18 protein-coding genes are annotated in these 18230 nt (G+C 39.9%); 15 read left to right on the forward strand and 3 right to left on the reverse strand.

The genetic code is table 11. The annotated features are described in order from the left end of the window. Nucleotides 1–52 precede the first annotated feature (52 nt). From pfkA to purB, 14 genes are all read left to right on the forward strand, one after another. The gene (gene pfkA, locus JM64_RS07125; RefSeq protein WP_064012051.1) at nt 53–1012 is read left to right on the forward strand and encodes a 6-phosphofructokinase; all 960 of its coding nucleotides are present in this window, start codon (nt 53–55) and stop codon (nt 1010–1012) included. A 24-nt stretch (nt 1013–1036) separates the two neighbouring features. Next, entirely contained in the window at nt 1037–2350 is a 1314-nt protein-coding gene (locus tag JM64_RS07130; protein ID WP_064012052.1) for an amidohydrolase, read from the forward strand. After that, nucleotides 2347–4242 carry a tRNA uridine-5-carboxymethylaminomethyl(34) synthesis enzyme MnmG gene (gene mnmG / locus JM64_RS07135; RefSeq protein WP_064012053.1) on the forward strand — a complete coding sequence of 632 codons (1896 nt, stop codon included), beginning with the start codon at nt 2347–2349 and terminating at the stop codon, nt 4240–4242. The genes JM64_RS07130 and mnmG overlap by 4 nt, the downstream gene beginning before the upstream one ends. Before the next feature lie 120 nt (nt 4243–4362). Beyond that, entirely contained in the window at nt 4363–5160 is a 798-nt protein-coding gene (locus JM64_RS07140; protein WP_064012054.1) for a LysM peptidoglycan-binding domain-containing M23 family metallopeptidase, read from the forward strand. Nucleotides 5161–5317: 157 nt separating this feature from the next. After that, nucleotides 5318–5968: a 50S ribosomal protein L11 methyltransferase gene (locus JM64_RS07145; RefSeq protein WP_231882320.1), complete on the forward strand. Its 651-nt coding sequence runs from the start codon at nt 5318–5320 to the stop codon at nt 5966–5968. Beyond that, nucleotides 5941–6450, forward strand: a complete 510-nt coding sequence (locus tag JM64_RS07150) for a DUF501 domain-containing protein (protein ID WP_064012056.1) — start codon at nt 5941–5943, stop codon at nt 6448–6450. The genes JM64_RS07145 and JM64_RS07150 overlap by 28 nt, the downstream gene beginning before the upstream one ends. A 65-nt stretch (nt 6451–6515) precedes the next feature. Then, nucleotides 6516–7811, forward strand: a complete 1296-nt coding sequence (locus JM64_RS07155; protein WP_064012057.1) for an NYN domain-containing protein — start codon at nt 6516–6518, stop codon at nt 7809–7811. Then, nucleotides 7808–8269 (forward strand): 23S rRNA (pseudouridine(1915)-N(3))-methyltransferase RlmH, encoded by a 462-nt coding sequence (locus tag JM64_RS07160; RefSeq protein WP_064012058.1) that lies wholly within the window; start codon nt 7808–7810, stop codon nt 8267–8269. Before JM64_RS07155 ends, JM64_RS07160 begins: the two co-directional genes overlap by 4 nt. Nucleotides 8270–8351: 82 nt before the next feature. Then, complete coding sequence (gene flgM / locus JM64_RS07165) at nt 8352–8639, forward strand: flagellar biosynthesis anti-sigma factor FlgM (RefSeq protein WP_064012059.1); 288 nt, start codon at nt 8352–8354, stop codon at nt 8637–8639. A 4-nt stretch (nt 8640–8643) separates the two neighbouring features. Further along, nucleotides 8644–9114, forward strand: coding sequence for a hypothetical protein (locus JM64_RS07170; protein ID WP_064012060.1), 471 nt, complete (start codon nt 8644–8646; stop codon nt 9112–9114). 47 nt (nt 9115–9161) lie between these two features. Next, a complete protein-coding gene (flgK, locus tag JM64_RS07175; RefSeq protein WP_064012061.1) occupies nt 9162–11705 on the forward strand; it encodes a flagellar hook-associated protein FlgK in 2544 nt (847 codons plus the stop codon). Nucleotides 11706–11744: 39 nt separating this feature from the next. Beyond that, nucleotides 11745–12638, forward strand: a complete 894-nt coding sequence (gene flgL, locus JM64_RS07180) for a flagellar hook-associated protein FlgL (protein WP_064012062.1) — start codon at nt 11745–11747, stop codon at nt 12636–12638. Between the two features lie 25 nt (nt 12639–12663). Beyond that, nucleotides 12664–13335 carry a tRNA1(Val) (adenine(37)-N6)-methyltransferase gene (locus JM64_RS07185; protein WP_064012575.1) on the forward strand — a complete coding sequence of 224 codons (672 nt, stop codon included), beginning with the start codon at nt 12664–12666 and terminating at the stop codon, nt 13333–13335. 4 nt (nt 13336–13339) lie between these two features. Then, nucleotides 13340–14635, forward strand: coding sequence for an adenylosuccinate lyase (gene purB / locus JM64_RS07190; protein ID WP_064012063.1), 1296 nt, complete (start codon nt 13340–13342; stop codon nt 14633–14635). A gap of 38 nt (nt 14636–14673) precedes the next feature. On the opposite strand, the gene JM64_RS07195 is transcribed toward purB, so the two are convergent. The 3 genes from JM64_RS07195 to JM64_RS07200 all read right to left on the reverse strand — a co-directional run bounded on the left by JM64_RS07195 (nt 14674) and on the right by JM64_RS07200 (nt 16982). After that, entirely contained in the window at nt 14674–14958 is a 285-nt protein-coding gene (locus tag JM64_RS07195; RefSeq protein ID WP_064012064.1) for a hypothetical protein, read from the reverse strand. Between the two features lie 490 nt (nt 14959–15448). Then, nucleotides 15449–15649, reverse strand: coding sequence for an IS1/IS1595 family N-terminal zinc-binding domain-containing protein (locus JM64_RS10060; RefSeq protein ID WP_231882322.1), 201 nt, complete (start codon nt 15647–15649; stop codon nt 15449–15451). Nucleotides 15650–15764: 115 nt separating this feature from the next. Further along, nucleotides 15765–16982 carry an IS110 family RNA-guided transposase gene (locus tag JM64_RS07200; RefSeq protein WP_014450884.1) on the reverse strand — a complete coding sequence of 406 codons (1218 nt, stop codon included), beginning with the start codon at nt 16980–16982 and terminating at the stop codon, nt 15765–15767. A 225-nt stretch (nt 16983–17207) separates the two neighbouring features. Here JM64_RS07200 and ord point away from each other — a divergent pair, with 225 nt between their 5' ends. Next, nucleotides 17208–18218 carry a 2,4-diaminopentanoate dehydrogenase gene (ord, locus tag JM64_RS07205; protein WP_064012065.1) on the forward strand — a complete coding sequence of 337 codons (1011 nt, stop codon included), beginning with the start codon at nt 17208–17210 and terminating at the stop codon, nt 18216–18218. The last annotated feature ends 12 nt before the right edge of the window (nt 18219–18230 follow it).

Consider the following 18230-nt stretch of genomic DNA (forward strand, 5'->3'; position numbering starts at 1 on the left):
CCTTGTCTTGATACGAAGTGGAAAACCCTTTTTTAAGGAGGAGGCGGTCAAGTTGAAGAGGATAGCAGTGATGACAAGTGGAGGAGATTCTCCAGGAATGAATGCCGCTATCAGGGCTGTTGTAAGATATGGTATCAAGTCCGGTTTGGAAGTTTATGGAATTAAACGCGGATATGCGGGACTTCTTGATGAAGATATCGAACCGATGACGTTTGCATCCGTTGGTGGCATTATGGAAAAGGGTGGAACGATTTTGAGAACGAGTAGATGTCCAGAATTTGTTAGGAAAGAGACAAGGGCGGAAGCGGCAAAAATTCTAAAAAAACACGGTATTGAAGGTTTGGTTGTTATTGGTGGTGAGGGTAGTCTACATGGTGCGATGTTCTTGGAAGAAGAGCAGAAGATACCTGTCGTTGGAATACCTGGAACAATAGACAACGATATCGCCATGACTGATATGAGTATAGGTGTAGATACCTGTCTCAACACGGTTGTTGATGCTATACAAAAATTAAAAGACACTGCCAGCTCACATGAAAGAGCTTTTATAGTTGAGGTCATGGGTAGGTCTTCGGGTTATATCGCAACGGTAAGTGGTTTAGTAACTGGTGCAGAGGCAGTAATCATTCCAGAGGTTCCAGTGAATTACGAAGAATTGGCGAATAAATTACTGGAGGAAAGGGCAAGAGGGAAGATTAACTGTATAGTTGTTGTTGCAGAAGGTGCGGCGAGTGCATACACCGTTGCAAGACACTTAGAACACAGAATAGGATACGAAACAAGAATAACTATACTAGGTCACATCCAGCGTGGAGGTTCTCCAACAGCGTTCGATAGGCTCCTTGCTTCAAGGATGGGAGTGGCAGCTGTTGATGCTTTGATGCGTGGAGAGAGTGGAGTTATGACAGCACTCCAAGGAGGAAAGATAACAACGGTCAAGCTTGACGAGGTGTTGAAAGAAAAGAAGAGACTCGATATGGAATTAGTAAAGCTTGCTGGGATACTTTCATAAAAATGGCGGACAGAAGGTGTAACTTTGATAGTCAAGAACGGTTACGTTTGGAACGGAACGATTTTTGAAAAGAAAAATCTTTACATCGAAAATGGTAGGTTTGTACCTTATTCAGATACCGGACCTGTGGTGGACGCCACAGGTCTATTTGTAATGCCTGGATGGGTAGATTCACATGCACACATCATTGGGACTGGAATGAAAGTATTGACACACGACCTGACGAAAGAAAATCTTTTCGACATTTTTAAAAAGGTAAGAGAATCATCAGAAAACTTTATTATTGCACGTGGTTGGGAGAGCCTTCCTGAACAACAAATACTTGATAAGGCGAATGAGCTGAAGATACCCGTTTTGTTAGTGCGAAAGTGTGGCCATGTTGCTTGGATAAATAATTATTTGAAAGAGAAAATAGGAAAACGCAAAGATGAAAATAATTTACTCTTTGAAAAAGAGATAGAAAAAGTTTGGAATTTCCTTGGAGATGAGTTTTTCTCAAAGGCTTTCGAAAAAGGCCAGGAGGAATTTCTAAGACACGGTGTTACCCAAGTGCACTCAGATGACTTCCACGGCGTTGGTTTTGAGATGCTAAAAAAACTATTGAAAAACAGCAAAATTAGAATTTTTGAAAAGCTCTACACCTATGAACCTTGGAATTACGAGTTCGGAGAATTCGGCATTTCGAAAATTGGTGGTATAAAGCTGTTTGCCGATGGTTCGCTTGGTGGAAGGACTGCATGGATGGTTTATCCATATAAAGACACAGGTGGTTTTGGTATAAATACGTTGCCGGACAACTTCGATGAGGTAGTAAAGTTTTCAGAGCAAAGACATATCCAGTTGAATATACACGTAATTGGTGATAGGGCACTTGCGGAAGTTTTAGGCCGACTTGAGAAAAATAAAGTGAGGTTAAGACACAGGTTGATTCACCTGCAATTTGTTTTGAAAAATGATTTTCCAAAGTTGAGAAATTTTTATCTATCAATCCAACCCCACTTTTATTTTGAAGATATCCCGCTATTAGATAACGTTTCTTTCGAACTTGCTTATCCATTTTTACAAATGCACAAATCCGGCTACATGATAGCATTTTCTACGGATTCCCCGGTTTCGCCAGCGGATCCAAAGTACGTGCTCGAACATGCATTTAAAATGGGCTTTACAAGAGAAGATGCGGTTTATTACTATACCGAGGCAGGTTCTAAGATTGCCGGATATCAATGTGGAAAAATAGATATAGGGTATTGCGCGGACTTTGCTTTATATGATAATGACCCATTTGAAGAAAATCCCGTTGCTGTGTTTGTGAATGGTGAGGAGGTAATGAGAAGATGAAAATAGACTACGGCAAGTATTTTGAAAGACCAGAGGATGATTACTCTTTCGATGTCATCGTAATTGGTGGCGGGCATGCTGGAATTGAGGCAGCGCTTGCGTGTGCAAGGCTTGGACTAAAAACCATGCTAATAACAGGAAACCCTGACAACGTCGGTTGGGCTTCATGTAATCCTGCCATTGGTGGCTCAGCCAAAGGTATCGTAGTCCGAGAGATAGATGCGCTTGGCGGAGAGATGGCAAAAACTACCGATGAAACCATGATAAATGTGAGAATGCTCAACACAAGTAAAGGACCAGCGGTTCAAGCGTTGAGGGCACAAATAGATAAATACGCTTATTCTCGAACAATGAAAAGAAAACTGGAAAATCAAGAAAACCTGCTTTTACGTTATGGAATTGTAAAAGAACTTATCGTTGAGAATGGGAAGGTTACAGGTGTCGTTGATTCGTTTGGGATAGACTACCGTGCAAGAGCAGTCATAGTAACCACAGGGACGTTCCTTAGAGGGCGGATATTCATCGGTAGAGAAACTATGGAAGCGGGTAGAATGGGTGATTTTTCTGCACATGGGTTAACAGAATCACTGATAAATCTTGGCTTCAAGGTTGGGAGGTTTAAGACAGGAACCCCTGCGCGTGTACTGAAAAGAAGCATCGACTTTTCAAAAATGGTGAGGCAAGATACAGATGATGTACCCTGGGCGTTTTCTCATTTTAACGAACCTAAGGTTCTTCCGAAAGACTATCCATGTTGGTTAACTCATACGCTTCCGGAGACGCACAAAATCATACGCGATTATCTGATATTCTCGCCACTGTACGGTGAAGTGAAACTTATCCAAGCAAAAGGACCCAGGTATTGTCCATCAATAGAAGACAAAGTTGTAAAATTCGAGCGTGAAAGCCATCAGGTCTTCGTTGAACCTGAAGGGAAGGACACGGAAGAGTACTACCTGAACGGTTTGTCCACAAGTTTACCTTACGCTGCTCAGATTAAGATGCTCCGAACAATCCCAGGACTTGAAAATGTCGTCATTGTTAGACCCGCTTACGCTGTTGAGTATGACTACATCGACCCAACACAGCTTTATCCCACATTAGAATCAAAACTTGTTGAAAACCTTTATTTCGCGGGGCAAATTAACGGAACCAGTGGATACGAAGAGGCGGCTGGTCAGGGGATTATAGCCGGAATCAATGCGGCGTTGAAATTACGTGGGGAAGAACAACTGATTTTAAAAAGGTCTGAGAGTTACATTGGAGTCATGATTGACGACCTCGTAACAAAAGGCACGGACGAACCTTACAGATTACTCTCTTCGAGAGCAGAATACAGATTACTTCTTAGACACGATAACGCACACCTTAGGTTGGCAAAATACGGTTACAAAGTTGGTTTGATTCCGAAGTGGTTTTACGAAAGAGTCTTGGAGATAGAGCACGAAGTACAAAAACAGTTAGAAAGACTTGAGAACGTCAAAGTCCCACTTTCAGCACAGGTGAACGAACTTTTGGTAAGACTTGGTTCATCTCCTTTGAGTGAAGGAACAAGATTAGCAAAGCTGCTCAGAAGACCTGAGATTAAATACGAAGATATAAAAATCTTAGACCCAGAGCCTATTACGGACAGAGAAGTCCTTACACAAGTTGAAATACAACTTAAATACGAAGGATATATAAAAGCTATGCTGGACCAAGTGAAAGTATTTGAAGAATACGAAAATTTACATATTGGAAACTTAAAATTTACAGAAGTGCCCAATTTATCGACCGAAGCACGGGAAAAGTTAGAAAAAATCAGGCCCTTCTCAATCGGACAAGCGATGCGGATTCCTGGTGTAACACCAGCTGATATCATGGCATTATTGACCTATATTAGGAAAAAATGAGAATTTTTAGAACTTGATGGGTGAAAAATAGTCAGTAGCACTCCGATTTTGACAGAATGAAATTTTATGGTAAAATATAACAGGATTTTTTTGTAACAATTAGAATAAGGGGTGGTAGGAGTGCGAAAAATACTAGTATTCCTGATGTTAGCGATGGTTGGAATGGCATTGGCTTTTTACATAAACTATCAAGTGCAATCGGGAGACACTTTATATAGTATCTCAAAGGGTTTTGGGATACCTATTCCAGTTATTCTTGATTGGAACCCAGATATATCGCCATCAAGTTTAAAAGTGGGGCAGAAGCTGAAAATACCTTTTGTCCCAGGAATCATGTACAGACCGGTCAAAACTTTGACACTTTCAGCTTTGGCTAAAGCGTTTTTTATCGACCCGGAGGATATTTTAGCAATAAACCCTGCAATTGGGAACAGTATACCGGCTGGTAAAGAAGTTTTTGTCCCTCTTGGAAAAGAAAATACTTCGTTTACGCAACTTGTAGATTACATATGGCCTGTTTACGGTAGTATCAGCTCGGAGTTTGGTTGGAGAATCCATCCGATATACAACAAAACGATGTTTCACACAGGGGTGGATATAAGAGCAGATACAGGTAATCCTGTATTTGCCGCCAGGTCGGGTGTTGTTAAGTTTGCTGGATGGAAATCCGGATACGGAAATTTAATAATCATCGACCATGGTGGTACTGAGACTTATTACGCGCACCTTTCGAAAATTAATGTCTATGTTGGTTTGAGAGTTGAAAAAGGTGATTTTATTGGAAGAGTTGGGAGCACGGGTACATCAACTGGTCCGCATCTACATTTTGAAGTTAGAGTTGCTTCAGAACTCAGAGATCCCGTGGCTTACTTGCCAAGAAACAATACTTACGTTATGAGGAGGGTACTTTCTGAGTAATTTAAAGAACAACAAGGTTTTTAAAGAAATAGTCTTTACTTTTGATGAGTCAAAGCAAGACATTGTAGATGATATATTATATGGTGAATACGATTATTACGAAATAGAAAGCAGCGAGGGAAAATTCCTCGCTGTTGTTTCGCCATATGAAGAGAAGTTGGAAGAGGTCAAGAATGCACTCACAGATGCCGGGTTGGTTTTTGTTGGGTATAGGGAAACAAAGCCCGAAGATTGGTTCAAAAACATAATAACGGAACCTTTTGAAATGATAGAAGGCGTCTGGGTAGACCCGGAAGAACATCATTTAGAAGAAAAGGACGGAATTATCGTTTTGAAAATACCACAAGGCTTGGCTTTTGGGACAGGGTTACATCAGACAACAAAAATGTCTGCGATGTATCTTAAAAAGTATTTAAAACCCGGAATGGATGTTCTCGACCTTGGTTGTGGCAGTGGAATACTGGCAATACTTGCAAAGAAACTGGGAGCAAGAAGGGTTCTGGCAGTAGATAACGACCCCCTTGCAGTTGAGGTTGCACAAGAAAATGCGACAAGGAACAACGTGGATATTGAAGTAAGATGGTCTGACCTTTTCTCGAATGTTGATGGAAAGTACGATATAATCGTTTCAAACATCATTGCGGAAATACTTGTTGAGATGTTAAAGAGTGCTAAGAACTATCTAAAAGAAGATGGGTTGTTAATATTATCTGGAATCATCGTTCAAAAAGCGAACCTTTTTGAAGGGTACAACATTGTTGAAAAAATGGTGATGGACGAGTGGAACGCGTTAGTGATAAAGATTTAAAAGCTATCCACTCGCAACTTGGTAGAAATGTTGACAACGTTCTGGGTGTTGAAAAGCGTTGCTCTTGTGGCTTTCCACAGGTTGTCCTCAGCTATCCCATCAGAGACGGTAAGCCGTTCCCCACGATTCATTACCTCACATGTCCTCATTTGAGAAAAGAAGTTTCCAAGTTAGAAGAAAAAGGTTATATTACCAAATACGAAGAACTGATTAAAAATAACCCGGAACTCTTGGAGAAACTTCGAATTGCACATGAGAAAGTTATATCAAAAAGATTATCTTTATTGAAACCAGAGGATTCTACTTGGTCTTCTGTTTTGTCTTCCGTTGGAACAGGTGGGATAAAGGATTGGAAAAGGATAAAATGCCTTCATCTTCACTTAGCAGATTATCTTGCGGGGATTGATAATCCAGTAGGTGAGATGGTGTATAATCTTATTGACCAAAAAGAATGTGATAATTGCTACTGTAAAAGTTTTTAAGCCTTATTTTGGTTTTTAAAATTACTAAGCGCGTTAAGAGCATTCTGGGGGAAGAGGTGAACAGAATGGAAGGGGCGGTTTTTTCCACTTTTTCTAATATCTTCCTACTTTTTGATTTTCAAAATCAACCGGTAGATGTCCAACTTGTGTACAAAGAAGCGCAGAAGTATGGGAGAATCGTTGGCGGAAAGGCTTACGGTTCTTGGTCGAAAAATAAAATGGCAGCATTTGCGTTGTACAACTACGGTATAGAACTTGTCGAAGTGCCAGAAGCAGAATTTTTGCCAAATAAGAAAGGAAACGATATAAGATTAGCAGTGGATTGCATAGAACAAGCGCTCAGAAATAACATTGTAGATACATTTTTCCTTGTAACCGGTGATGCTGATTTCACCGCACTAGTGTATAAACTCAAATCGTATGGTAAACGTGTAATTGCGCTCGCAAGGACAAAGTCAACAAGTTATGAGCTCGTTTCTGCCGTTGATAAGTTCATACCCTACGAGGACATAGTGAAAAACGAGAATCTCACAGACCCCGTAGACAGATTAGCTGAAGAGATGGAGATATTCTTAAAACGCTCTGGAAAAGAATTCACTCGTGACAACCTTTCTCGCTTTTTAATTTCCTTTAACATCAACCCTTCCAAATACGGTTTCCAGACTATGCACGAGCTCGTTGACGAGGTTTACGAGAGGAAAGTCCAGAAACCTGAGAGGTTGAAGAATATAAAACTAATGATTCTGAGAGCTGTTTTGTATGAGTCATTAAGTGAAAAAACACTTCCGCAATTTGCGGAAGATAACAAAATTCCCATAGGTGACCTTAAAGCTGCAATTGATATCTTAGTTAACGATAAGATTTTACTATTTTCAGAAGGCGGTTACGAGATAAATAGAAATAAAGCCTTCTTTGCAACACTACTTGAAAAATATCCAGTAGTTGCTGAACATCTTTTAGAATTTGTTGAGAAAACTTACAAAGCATTTGTCAACGGAAGAGTAAAAGCTTTGAACCAGCTTGCGCAAAATGAGTTCAAGATATCATCAAACGAATTCAAAACTTACGTCGAGGCTGTGAAAAGAAGCGGATGTTTGAAAGGTTTAGATGAAAGTGACTACATATCCTACTCAACACCTGCAAAGATGGTATGCGATTTGGAAATGCTTAGAGTCTCTACATTTGCCTATTTTGTAAAGCGCATATTGTCCCAAACATTCGTTTTCAAAGAGGAAATGACCTACATAAAAGAGTTAGTATTTTCAAACAATGAGGCATTATTTGAGAAAACACTGGACTTTTTGCAACAGACTGGAGAGCTAATAGAAATAGGAGGTGTTTATTTCTACTCACCAGTATGAGGATAGAAATCATCATTCCAGGCAAAATCTCGAAACATCTTCTGCCAGCTCAGGAATTCTACGAAGAAAAAATCTCACGTTTTGCAAAAGTTGAGGTAAACTTCGTCCCGCTTGGCGGGGATATCAACACACTCGACCCAAAAGTAATAATCTCAAAAGAATCGGAGCACATATTGAAAAGATTGAAGGACCGTAAATACACACTTATTGACCTTTGGGGAAAACAGATGACCAGTGAAGAATTTGCTCAGTATATGGACAAAACTTTCATGAAAGACTCTGAACTGGTCTTCGTCATAGGTGGTCCTCTCGGTATCGATGAGACTCTGCGAAAAAACGCAACCGAGAGGATTTCTTTTTCTAGGATGACGTTTACTCATGAAATGTGCCTGATTCTTTTGCTTGAGCAGATTTTCAGAGGTTTTAAAATTCTAAAAAACGAAAAGTATCATTACTGACATTGGTACTCAAGAGAATTCGAATTATTGCCGATAATTAACTTAGGAATGGTTATAAATCTTTGAAAGGATGGTGAAGTGTATGATTGACAAAATCAACAAAGCGGGAATACAGGGCGCTCAGAACGTACAGGAAGTTAAAGGAAAAACGGAGAAGAACGTAGAAAAATCTAAAGTGAAGGGCGAAGCAAAGAACGTAACTGATTCTATTACTCTCGAAGAAGGAAAGAAAGTCGCTGAATATATCGAGATGGCTAAGAACTACCCTGAAATTAGAATCGACCTTGTTAACAAAATTAAACAGGCGATTGAGAATGGGACTTTCAAAGTTGATGTGGAGAAGATAGCAAAGAAGATATTGGAGGGATGAGATAGTGTTAATTGAGAATCTGAAAAATGAAATTCGGGTATTTGATAGTATGATTCAAGCCTTTAGGGGACTTGAAAGTGCTGTTCTTAATAGGCAGTCAGATATGCTTTCAAGGTACGCAGTCACGATAGAGGAGCTCTCTTTGGAAATTTCAAGGCTGGAAGATGAAAGGGATGTTATTTTAAGGGAAATGGGTTACCAAAGCGTCAAGGATTATATTGATAACTCGACAGCACCCGATGTTTCGCAAGTAGCTTACTTTGCTGCTGAGATTGTTGAGAAACTCAACGAACTGACAATTGTTATGGACAGTATAAGGCAAATCTTCGAATTTGAGAAGCACTATTTCGAGTTTCTCAACAATCTTGTCAGAGGTGTTAATCCATCCCCAAATTATTCGTTTAACCAAAATAAACAAGGTGTGGCTCCGTATACCGCAAACTACAACTCTTCCAGATATGATAGCTTAAAGTGAATTACCACTACGTTTGTTTCCCAAGTCAGCAAAGGGAGTGATGTGATTTGCCAGACATCAGCTTATTTGGAACACTAAACACCGGACTCCTTGGAATTTACGCAAGTAAGTTGGCAATGAACGTTGTTGCCCATAATATAGCAAATGCAAATACACCCGGTTTTTCAAGGCAAAGACCGGAATTACTTACCATGCACCCCATTCCTACAAGCTCGCTCACACAACCTTCTATTCCTTTGCAGATAGGAACGGGTGTATATGTTCGTGACATCAAAAGGGTAAGAGATGCGTTCCTCGATATACAATTCAGACAGACAAACAACAAATACAATTACTGGGACACAATCACTGCGAACCTACATTTCGTTGAACAACTCGTTGCTGAACCTTCCGAAGCGGGAATTAGGTATTTGTTTGATTCGCTCTGGTCAGGAATTGAGGAGGTTATAACAGACCCAACAAATACTGCAGCGAAACGTGGACTTGTAAGCAGAGCGGAGGAATTGGTCCAGCATGTCCAGGATTTGTATATGCGTTTGGAGCAGTTACGTGTGGATTTAGATAACGAAATTGCTCAACGAACGCAGCAAATAAACGCAATGGTCAAAAGACTTGCTGATATAAATGCGAAAGTAAGAACAGCGGTGAGTTTGAGATACACACCAAACGATTTGCTTGATGAGCGAGACAGGATTTTAGATGAGTTGTCAAATCTTGCTGATATATACTACTACGAAGACAACGCTGGTCAGATAACACTTAGAATAGGCAACCAGATAGTCTTAACAGGTCAAGATGTTGTTGAGTTACGGGCTTTGGAAAGACCGTTTGGCAAAGGATTCAAAGAAGTCTTTGCAGGGAACTCGAAAGTGGTGTTCAACGATGGAAAGTTGAAAAGTTTATTTGACCTTCGCGATGAAATCCTTGTCAAATACATGAATAGGCTCGATGAATTTGTGCTCTCTCTGACAGACGAATTCAATTTAATCCACCAAGATGGTTTTAACGGGGATGGAAGTGTTACTGGTTTGAAGTTCTTCAACGATATATCTGCAGATAGGATTGAGGATTCTAAGCTTTATCGATTGGCTGGAGCAAAACGTGTTGAAAACGGTCCAATCAAGTTCATTTCTGGTATGAGCGATAGGAAGGATTTCAGCGATATTGTAACGAAACCTTTTATCGAAAAGGGTGCGATAGTGTTTTTTGACGGAACGGAGAAAATCTTCGCTGCACGGGTTAACCCATACGATAAAGTTGAAGATTTCCAAAATACGCTTTCATCGATTTCCGATAGGTGGTTTGACTTGAAAGTTGGTGCACACGGTGATGGTGGATATAGGCTCTACTTTGAATCTACTCAGAATTTAAGAAATACACTCGCACTTGACTTCAACGGTAACATGTTCAACACTATGGGGTTTGCGACGAAAAATGTTGATGTTTTTGTGGTTGATAGGAAGGATTTCAAAGTCAATCCTGGGAGCTACAAGATAGCTATCAATGGAAAAGAGGAAATCTTAAACATCACAGCGTCTACTACGCTTGAGGACTTGGCAAATCAACTTAACACACATTTTGGGAGTGATATAAGGGCATTCGTGCACGATGATAAGTTGCTTATAATCCCAACCAAAGCGAACGAATTTAATTTAAAGAACATAAAATTATCAGATTCCGGTGGACTGTTCACACAAGCTAATATTCGTGTGGAAACGTATAAAGCCCTTGACACATCTCGCGAAACGCTTGAAAACATCGTAGGTAGAAGCCAAGCATTCTCTATCAGAATTGGGGCAACAGAGATAAGAATTGACCCTACAAAGACTACATTACGAGATTTGGCAAAAATGATAAACGATGCAAATACGGGTATCATAGCGGATGTTACACCCCATGGAAAATTTGTCTTGCGTGGCTCACGGTCTTTAGATTTTGAACTTAAGAAAGTTATCCAAGGTCCAGAAGCACTTTGGACAGCGCTCGGATTTATAGACCCCGATGGGAATCCTTTAAACGACTGGGATGAAGGATTTGTATTTGTTAACCCATTTGAACATCCAAAAGACCAGAGAATGAGATACATAAAGGCAGATGCATTATTCATAGATAAACAGATCCCGAAAGACCCATATAGGTTTGTCGAAAAATTCGCTGTTAACTCAACGATTAAGAGTAATCCCGAAACGTTGGCTGTGGATATCGGATATACTGAAGAAAACCCGAACTGGGATGCAAAGGTCTTTAAACCTTCCGGCCGTGCAAACACAGGTATTGTAGAACTACTTTCGGCTTTGAGAAACAAAAAGGTTCTCAACGATGGATTGGAATCATTTAACGAATATCTTGGTAGTGTTGTAGCAGAACTCGGTGTTGAAAGTGAAACTGCGATGAAGATAAAGAGCAATACAGATTTGATGAAAAAGGAAATTGATGGTGAAAGAGAAAGAGTTAAAGGAGTTTCTTTAGATGAGGAAATGGCGAATATGATAAAATACCAACAGGCGTTTAATGCGGCAGCAAGGGTGATGACCGCTGTGGATGATATGATTTCAAGAGTCATTGATAAATTAGGTTTGGTTGGTAGATAATATATTTCCTTGTCTGGATAAGCTGAAGAGGTGATAGGTATGAGAATTACAAATAACATGATAAACGAACGAACACTTTTCAACATTCAACAAAGCTTATACAGAATCGCACGAATGCACGATAAACTCTCTTCTGGAAAGGAAGTCCAGTATCCCAGTGATGATGCTGTTATCGCTACAAGGGCTTCTAATATCTCAAGCAGGTTGAGAGAACTTGAACAGTTTAAAAGGAACGTTGACCATGTCAACAATTTTGTCCAATCTTACGATACCACACTTCAAGAGCTATCAAATGTCTATCACAGAATCCGTGAATTGATGGTCCGGGGTGCGAATGGCACGAATACCGTTGATGAAAGAAATTCGATAGCAGCTGAGCTCAAAGCTTTGAAAGAGCATCTCATCGAGATTGCCAATACAAGAGTAGGTGATGAGTATATCTTCGGTGGTGCAAGGTCGGAGCTAAGACCGGTTGATGAAAATGGTAACATACAAACACCCATAGAAGCAAATATAAGAAGGAGAATCAATGCTTTAGGTTACGCTATTACCTATGGAGTAACTGTTTACGATGTCTTTACCCTCGAGAACGGTAAGACAGTTTTTTCCACCATTGATGATGCGATAAGTGCGTTATACGAAGGAAATGAAAGAAAGCTTTCTGAGATATCTTTGAAAGAAATCGGTGTTTTGGAACGCTCAGTTATGGAGCATTTTGCATCTGTTGGTGCAACGTCAAGGATGGCAGAGATGGTAACTTCCAGGATAGAGGATTTGAAACTCTTCAACACTGAATACCTTTCAAAAGAGCAAGATGCCGATTTGACAAAGGTCTTAACGCAACTGAATATGCAACAAGCTGTGCTTGAGGCATCTTTAAAATCGGCAGCCATGGCTATACAAAAATCACTTGTTGATTTCGTCGGTGGATAACTTTAAATGAGGGGAAAACCTTGTGATGAACATTGGGAAATTTTCTTCAGAGATTTTGCGGGGAATAAAAACTATAGATACACCACATCACAAGCCGACGCACGCGTCGGCTTTTTTAGTTTGGTATTCTAAACCGACAAGTGATGTGAAAACCGTTGTAGAACTTGGAAGTGGAACAGGGATAGTTGCTTTTGCACTTGCCAAACTGTATAATCTTACTGTTGAGGGAATAGAGATTCAGAGCGAACTTGTTGAACTTGCAAACCTCGGCGCAAAGTTAAATGGTATTGATGATAAGGTAAGGTTCAGAAATTTGGATGTTAGAGACGTGAAAGATATTTATAAACCAGAGACGTTTGATATGGTTGTGTCGAATTTTCCGTACCATTTATCAGGGAAAGGTAAGGAAAGCCCGAGTAAGATACGACGTTTGAGTCGCACTGCTGATTTAGAAACAATAAAGGGGTTTATACAGAGTGCTTCGTATTTGATAAGGAACCGTGGAACGTTTGTATTTGTCTTTTCCCCGAATATCTTAACGACGGTCTTGAGTTATCTAAGTGAAGTAAATCTCACAGTTCAAAGAATGTGCTTCTTACACGGGGCACCTGAAAAAGAGGCAAAATTGGTGGCTGTTAGAGGAAAGAAAAACGGTGGGCAAAATCTGATAGTTGACCCACCACAGTGGGGGGTGTAGTAAGATGGTAGAGCGATACGCACTTGAACCATTGAAAAGTTTATGGACCTTGAAAGCTCAGTATGAAAGATGGCTCGAAGTTGAACTTGCCGTGGTTGAAGCATACGAGCAAGTTGGTGTTGCACCAAAAGGAACATCTGAAGAAATCAGAAAGAAAGCAGTTATTGATGTGGATGACATATTAGCTACAGAGCAAGTGGTTGACCATGATGTTATTGCGTTTATAAAGTCCGTAACAAAAAATATGGGAGATGAAGCCAGGTACTTCCATTATGGGCTAACTTCGTCTGACGTTGTTGACACGGCTAATTCACTTGCACTTGTCCGGGCAACAGATATCATTTTGGAATCGATGGAAAAGCTAAGTGCGGTTCTATATGAGAAAGCCCTCCAATACAAAACGCTTCCTACGATTGGTAGAACACACGGTGTACATGCAGAGCCCACATCTTTTGGGTTGAAGTTTCTCTCGTGGTATGCGGAGCTTCTCAGAGATATTGAAAGACTGAAAAATGTTCGTGAAGAGATAGCTGTTGGAAAATTAAGTGGTGCTGTTGGCAATTACGCAAATATCTCTCCAGAAGTTGAAAGAATCGCACTGGAAAAGCTTGGATTAAAACCGACACCCGTTGCCACACAAGTTATCTCGCGTGATTACATAGCTCATTTGCTTGCAACATTTGCTCTAATTGCAGGCTTAATTGAGCGCATAGCAATTGAAATAAGGCATTTACAACGTACGGAAGTGCTTGAAGCTATGGAACCATTCAAGGAAGGACAGCGAGGTTCTTCAGCCATGCCTCATAAGAAAAATCCAATCCTTTGCGAACGATTGACGGGTATGGCGAGGTTGATGAGAAGCTACGCACAAGTCGCTTTTGAAAACATGGCACTCTGGCACGAAAGGGATATTTCCCACTCATCTGCAGAAAGATACATACTCCCGGATTCAACAATGACAATATACTATATGCTTGAAAAGGCAAGATACCTGATTGGAAACTTGAAGGTCTTTGAAGACAAAGTTAAAAAGAACATTGACATAACTCAGGGGTTGGTTTATTCTCAAAGAATACTACTTGCACTTGTAGAAGCTGGAATGAGTAGGGAAGAGGCTTACACACTTGTTCAAAAATACGCCTTGGAATGCTGGGAAACAGGAGAGTCATTTAAAGAGAGAGTTCGTTCCGATGAAAAAGTACGTCAGTTAATCACAGAAGAAAAGTTTGAAGAACTCTTTAGACCGGACTACTATCTTAGGAATATTGATAAAATCTATGAAAGGTTTGAAAAAAGTTAAAAAAGCGGGCTTTAAGCCCGCTTTCTCTTTTAAAAAAATTACATTGTTGCTTCTGTTGTCTCTGTTGCTTCTGTTGTTTCTGTTGTTTCTGTTGCTTCTGTTGTTGTTTCTGTTGTTATTTCTGTTGCTTCTGTTGTTGTCTCTGTTGTTGCTTCCATTGTCCCTTCTGTTGTTTCTGTTGTTTCTGTTGACTCAACCGTTGTGTTTGTTGCTTCTTCTGTTGCAGCTGCTTTGCTCTTGTTTGCTGCTACTGCCCAAATGATAGCTACTACGATGATAGCGATAACAATAAGTGTTACAGTCAAACCTTTTTTGGATGCCATAGCTCCAACCTCCTTTTAATAAGTTATGAAAAAATTACGCACTTCATTTTTTGTTTTCATGCTTATTATATCATTCTCAATGTAACTTTCAATGAGTAATTAGTGAAAAAAGTATGTTAAATTCACATTAAGTAAATCACTTTATCGACCGATATTATAATTGTGTTGTTTTACATCTTTTGAAAAAAGATCCTAAATCACCATTTTCGAAGTTTTTTTATTCGCTTTGCATACTAACGTATAAACGAGCATAACAAAGAGAAAACGAGCATGAAGGGGCTATAATTGCATGTCTTTGGTTATAGCAAATACCATACGCTTAGAAACGTTTGAACTCCGACAATAAAATTGTGTAAAATTAATAAAAGAGAGGTTTTGATTTAGCGAAAAGGCATCTTTAAAAGATAGTGTTAACTTGTAGTGATGAAAGAGTGTAAGTGTGAAAGAATGTGATTGATATTACCATTGTGCGTTTTCTAAAGATTCTTCACTACACAAAAGCCTTAGATTTACCACAAGAAGGGCATTTGGGATAAGGGAAAGGGAAGTTTCTGCGTTTGTGAGAATGGGAGAGTTTGAAAGAATGATGGCAGAGTTTGCAAAGGAATTGTTGGTTACCGTATTTGTCATGACCGTTTTTGTACAAGCTGGTGGAACCGCATTTGGGACAAGAGAGCATTGAGTTGTTCATATCGGGATACCTCCTTTGTCAAGAGATGGTTGGGGGGTGTCCCCTCTTTATAAGGATAATGCGGTTTTTGGAAAGTTTCAATACTTTTAGTTAACATTATCCTTTAAAATGGGAGTCAACTATGTAAAATTAAATTTTGAGTAGAAGACGAAAATGTATGATCGATGTTGAATTTCTCGCGCTTTTTCATCATAGCAAATATCGTCCTTAGCAATTTGTGCGCTACACTCATCATCGCTTTTTTGTATACTAACCCTTGCGCTCGTTTTCTTTGAAAATATGCTTTAAAATATTCGTTGTGTCTCACTACATTCACACTCATCAGCCAAATTATTCGTCTCAGGTGGGCATTGCCCCTTTTGGATATACGGCTTTCTCCTTTGTGTTTGCCTGATTCATCTACGCTTGGGTCAAGCCCACAATAGGCAATTAGTTTTTTGTATGTGCTAAATCTTGAAATATCGCCAACTTCGGCAAGAAAATACAGTGCGCTATTTTCACCAATTCCGTCAATTGACGTGAGTATTTCAACATCTTGATTAAGCGAAGCACATTTGCAATATTCTTTGAGCATCTCATCAAACTCATTAAGTTGCTGTTGTAAAAATCGAAGTTCCTTGATAGTTTGAATAAGAATCTTCTCTTTCACTGGCCAATACTGAGCGATGGAGTTGTTAGCAAGCTCTTTAAGAGTTTCTGGGGTAAGTTTTAACTTTCTACCGATTGTTTTTGAAAAGAAAACACGTAGAGAATCAATGGAGGCTTTTTGGATAGCTTTAGCAGAAGGGAAAGAAGAAAGCAAATCCAAGATAGCATCATTGTAGATGTTGGTCACTTTTTCAAGTTCAGGGAAGAGGAGAGAAAGAAGCTTTTCGATGTCGTTTTTGACTCTTGAGATTTGATGAGTGATGCTTTCCTTTTTCCTTGCAATATCCCGAAAATCTGAGTTGAGGAAAGAAGAAGTAGGAAGAATGTGATGGGTATAGAAGATGGTAAGAGCAATAGAGCGAGCATCGATTTTGTCAGTTTTAGTTTTCCTAAGCCCAACGGGAAGAGATTTGTTAACAAGCAAAGGATTAAGAACGACACAAGAGAAATCATTGAGAGAGAGGAAAGAAAGAAGGTTAAGATGGTAACAGCCAGTAGACTCCATAGCGATAAGGACAGAAGACTTAGGGAAAACGGAGAGCTTTTGAACAAAGGAGGAAAACCCTTGTTTGGACATATCGAAAGCAGATTCGAAGATGATAGAATTAGGATTTTGGATAGCACAGGCGTTGAACTTATGCTTGGAGATGTCAATACCGACAAAGATGGAGAAGTTTTGAGACATACTAAAACCTCCTTTCGATTGAATAGGTTAAAAGGCGAGGGCAGGGGCCTGCTGAACCAAACCTCCAGTGTGACGAGGGTTAAAAACCCAACCAACTTATCATGGTTAAAGGCAGGCGACAGACTCCTGTAATGGCTTGAAAGCCAAGGGACACTAAGTCGTCCTGCCCTGCCTATTTTTTGACTAAAATATTTATACCATACTTTTACGTAGGAGGGGATCATGATGAGAATAGTAACTTGGGGCTTTGGTGCTATGGGACGTGGCATCGCAAAGAATGTTATTGAAAGCAAGTTCATGAAACTAGTGGGAGTTATCGATAAAAACCCGGAATTCATAGGTAAAGACGTTGGTGAACTGCTTGGGCTTGGAAACTACGGTGTTCGTGTGAGAGATTCTATCGATGTCATTGAAGAAACAAACCCAGACCTTGTTGTTATTGCAACAAGTTCGTTTGTTAAAGACGTTCTACCACAAATAGAATACGCTGTCAAAAATCATGCAAACGTTATTACTATAGCTGAAGAAATGGCATTTCCGTTTGATTCACATCCGGAAGAATCCTTTTACATGGATAGCTTGGCAAAAAGATACGGAGTGACGATACTTGGAACCGGAGTCAATCCAGGATTTGTTCTCGACACGTTAATCATTGCTCTCACGGGAGTGTGCACAAGAGTTGACAAAATTGTTGCGAAAAGAATAAACGACTTATCACCATTTGGGAAGACGGTCATGGAGACACAAGGAGTTGGCACAACACCACAACAATTTGAAGAAGGGTTAAAGAAAGGTACGATAGTTGGTCACATTGGATTCCCACAGAGCATTGCGATGATAGCAAGAGCTTTGGGCTGGAACATTACAAAGATAGAGGAAGAAAGAAAACCTATCATCTCGAATGTTTACAGAGAAACCCCTGTTGTTAAAGTTGAACCTGGCATGGTTGCAGGTTGCAATCACTCGGCGAAAGCATACGTTGGAGACAAATGTGTCATTGAACTTTACCATCCGCAACAAATACATCCACACCTTGAAGGAGTCGAAACAGGAGACTACATAGAAATATATGGGGACATAAATATAAACCTTTCTATAAAACCAGAAATACCCGGAGGAAAAGCAACGATAGCAATTGCAACTAACATGATTCCAATAGTAATGAGCGCACAACCTGGTTTGAAATGTATGGCTGACTTGCCAGTACCTAGGTCTATTCTTTCGTTCACAAGATAACAACGGAGGTGA

It is taken from the genome of Fervidobacterium pennivorans (assembly GCF_001644665.1).
GTDB classification, from domain to species: domain Bacteria; phylum Thermotogota; class Thermotogae; order Thermotogales; family Fervidobacteriaceae; genus Fervidobacterium; species Fervidobacterium ngatamarikiense.

Excerpts from the sequence above, each read along its gene's own strand:
- JM64_RS07200 (WP_014450884.1), bottom strand. The coding sequence starts at position 16,982 with ATGTCTCAAAACTTCTCCATCTTTGTCGGTATTGACATCTCCAAGCAT.
- JM64_RS07185 (WP_064012575.1), top strand. The coding sequence starts at position 12,664 with ATGAACATTGGGAAATTTTCTTCAGAGATTTTGCGGGGAATAAAAACT.
- flgL (WP_064012062.1), top strand. The coding sequence starts at position 11,745 with ATGAGAATTACAAATAACATGATAAACGAACGAACACTTTTCAACATT.
- JM64_RS07155 (WP_064012057.1), top strand. The coding sequence starts at position 6,516 with ATGGAAGGGGCGGTTTTTTCCACTTTTTCTAATATCTTCCTACTTTTT.
- purB (WP_064012063.1), top strand. The coding sequence starts at position 13,340 with ATGGTAGAGCGATACGCACTTGAACCATTGAAAAGTTTATGGACCTTG.
- JM64_RS07160 (WP_064012058.1), top strand. The coding sequence starts at position 7,808 with ATGAGGATAGAAATCATCATTCCAGGCAAAATCTCGAAACATCTTCTG.
- flgM (WP_064012059.1), top strand. The coding sequence starts at position 8,352 with ATGATTGACAAAATCAACAAAGCGGGAATACAGGGCGCTCAGAACGTA.
- mnmG (WP_064012053.1), top strand. The coding sequence starts at position 2,347 with ATGAAAATAGACTACGGCAAGTATTTTGAAAGACCAGAGGATGATTAC.
- ord (WP_064012065.1), top strand. The coding sequence starts at position 17,208 with ATGAGAATAGTAACTTGGGGCTTTGGTGCTATGGGACGTGGCATCGCA.
- JM64_RS07195 (WP_064012064.1), bottom strand. The coding sequence starts at position 14,958 with ATGGCATCCAAAAAAGGTTTGACTGTAACACTTATTGTTATCGCTATC.
- JM64_RS10060 (WP_231882322.1), bottom strand. The coding sequence starts at position 15,649 with ATGAACAACTCAATGCTCTCTTGTCCCAAATGCGGTTCCACCAGCTTG.